Origin of the sequence: Ructibacterium gallinarum (genome assembly GCF_014982785.1) — a bacterium.
GTDB classification, from domain to species: Bacteria; Bacillota; Clostridia; order Monoglobales; family Monoglobaceae; genus Ructibacterium; species Ructibacterium gallinarum.
Genome location: NZ_JADCKB010000054.1, coordinates 1 through 2,701, shown reverse-complemented (window position 1 = coordinate 2,701; position 2,701 = coordinate 1). Strand labels below are relative to the sequence as shown.

Sequence of the window (2,701 nt, the reverse complement as noted above, 5' to 3'; positions counted from 1 at the left end):
GGTGCGACACGTTCCTAACTGAAAAGGTTAGGCGTGGAGCCAAAAGATAGACGGAAGATTGAAAGGAGCTTCCGAACAGGTTTCATAGAACTAATAAACCGACAGGTGGAATGAAGGGGTAACGCCCTAAAACGCCTGCTCTAATCCTCCGAACGGCGAAAGTAGATGATTAAGCGTCGAAATGGTCGTAAGCTCGGTGAAGTCGGTTGAGAGCATACCCTAAAGACACTTTTTCTAAGTGGTACAGGAATAGCGAACCAGAGGTGGTCGAGTATGTGATAGACCGGGAGTCTATGGATATATATGGTTAGAATCTTGCGTAGGACAATACGCACGAGACGAACTCTCGAATGTACGGGTCTAAATCGGGTATTAGTCTAACAGGCTAATCTCACCATCGTGTGAGGTCTGTGAGGGTGAGTAAAACTCCTCCTTTATGAAAGCCCTTATACCGTTACAGGCGGTATCAAGCAGGCAGGCTTATAGAGAGAACCTAAATATATCTAATACAGATAGGTTTATTGGAACGTGGTAAGCCGATAACGCAGAGGCTTAATTCCTGTGAAGCGTTGGCAAGGAAAATGAATTTCATATAACTTGCCTTAATATCGGTGAAGGTGGTGGCACAGTACCTGTGAAACAGTGATAACAAGCTGTGGAGGGATAGCCACCAGTCAAAATTTACAATAAAGTTATTTCACAAACGGAATAAAATTTATTCTGCATAAGGTTCGAGTATGACTAAGAGAGGCGATAACTTCAAAGTTACTTGGAGGGATGCCGACTTATGGCAACGAAAGAACGCAAGCTGAAAAAGCAGAAACTCCGTAACAATGAGTATTACGGAACACAGGAAATATTTGATGACTTATATGCCCAAAGTCAATCGGGGCACATCTTTCAAGACTTGCTAAAAGTTATTGAAAGTGAAAATAATATCCTTCTGGCATACCGCAATATCAAGAAAAACAAAGGAAGTAAAACTCGTGGTACCAATGCAACAAATATAGTCGATATTGGTAAAATGGGAAATTCCGAAATAGTTTCGTATGTCAGAAAAAGATTGGCTGATTTCAAACCCCATTCTGTTCGCAGAGTGGAGATTGAAAAGTATGACGGCAGAAAACGACCGCTTGGTATTCCCACGATTGAGGACAGGCTGATACAGCAATGTATCAAGCAGGTGTTGGAGCCTATCTGTGAGGCAAAATTCTATAAGCACAGCTATGGCTTTCGTCCGAACAGAAGTACTCACCATGCTATCGCAAGAGCGATGTTTCTGTCCAATTTAGCTGATTTTCATTTTGTCATTGATATTGACATCAAGGGTTTCTTTGATAATGTCAACCACGGCAAGCTGTTAAAACAGTTATGGACATTAGGGATACAGGACAAAAATTTGCTGTCAATACTGTCAAAAATGCTGAAAGCCGAAATTAAAGGCGTAGGCATACCTGACAAGGGCGTACCGCAGGGCGGAATACTCAGTCCGCTATTGTCAAACGTAGTTTTAAATGAACTTGATTGGTGGATTTCCAGTCAATGGGAGACAAATCCGCTTAAAACAAGGTATATGTCCAGACCGTACCACAAAGGAAACGGAACGCTAAAGAGAGTTTTCATTGTGCGATACGCAGATGATTTCAAATTGTTCTGCCGAAAACGGTCAGACGCCGTAAGAATGTTCGAGGCAACAAAAATGTGGTTAAAAGAGCGTTTGGGGTTGGAAATAAACGAAGAAAAATCTCATATCGTCAATCTTAAAAAGAATTACTCGGAATTTCTTGGGTTTAAAATGAAACTACGTCCGAAAAGCGGTAAATGGGTAATCAAATCGCATATGACAGACAAGGCTTTCAACAAATGTAAGGAAAATATCAGGAATCAGATACACAAGATGGGCGCGGAACCCAATCAATGGAGCGTTATGAATTTTAACGCCGCCATACTGGGGTATCAAAATTATTATAATTGCGCCACGAACGTGTACATTGATTTTGACAGAATTGCCTTTGATGTCAGAAAGACACTTTTATGCAGAACAAAGAGTCACCGAAGCAAATCGGGGCTAAGAAGCGAGTCGTTTCAAAAGTTTTATGGTGAGTTTACGGGAAAGATATTTAACGTATGCGGAATTGCACTATATCCAATCAATGGCGTAAAAACAGTGCCGCCGATGTGCTTTCCAAATGGAATATGCAATTATACGGCAGAAGGGCGAAAGAAAATTCATTCTATGCAAAAAGCCATCAACCCTCAAATACTGCAATTACTCTTGCAAAACCCCATTAGGGAAAGAAGCGCAGAACTCAACGATAACCGCATATCGTTATATGTTGCTCAACGCGGACGCTGCTACATTACAGGTGAACCGCTTAGGTTTGGTGAGATGGAAGTACACCACATAATACCGTTGCATATGCAAGGTACGGATAAATACGAAAATCTTACTATAATTATGAGTGATGTACATAAACTTGTCCACGCCGTAGACCCCGAAATGATAAAGAAATACTTGATAAAGCTCCAAAATGTAACGATTAATTTTCAGCGATTAAATAAATTGCGTAAAAAGGTTGGCTTATGTGAAATTAATGTATAGGTGAATTTTGATGGGGCGCGTGGTGATGGGAAACCATCACGCCACGTGCTAAGCGGGGGAAAAGCCGGAGATTACTTCAAAGGCTTACCTATCGCAACA

At 41.3% G+C, this 2,701-nt stretch carries 1 protein-coding gene; it reads left to right on the top strand.

Annotated elements, in window-relative coordinates; all coding sequences use genetic code 11:
• Positions 1-787 precede the first annotated feature (787 nt).
• The gene (gene ltrA / locus INF28_RS12595) at positions 788-2,602 is read left to right on the top strand and encodes a group II intron reverse transcriptase/maturase (protein ID WP_226393804.1); all 1,815 of its coding nucleotides are present in this window, start codon (positions 788-790) and stop codon (positions 2,600-2,602) included.
• Positions 2,603-2,701: the final 99 nt, after the last annotated feature.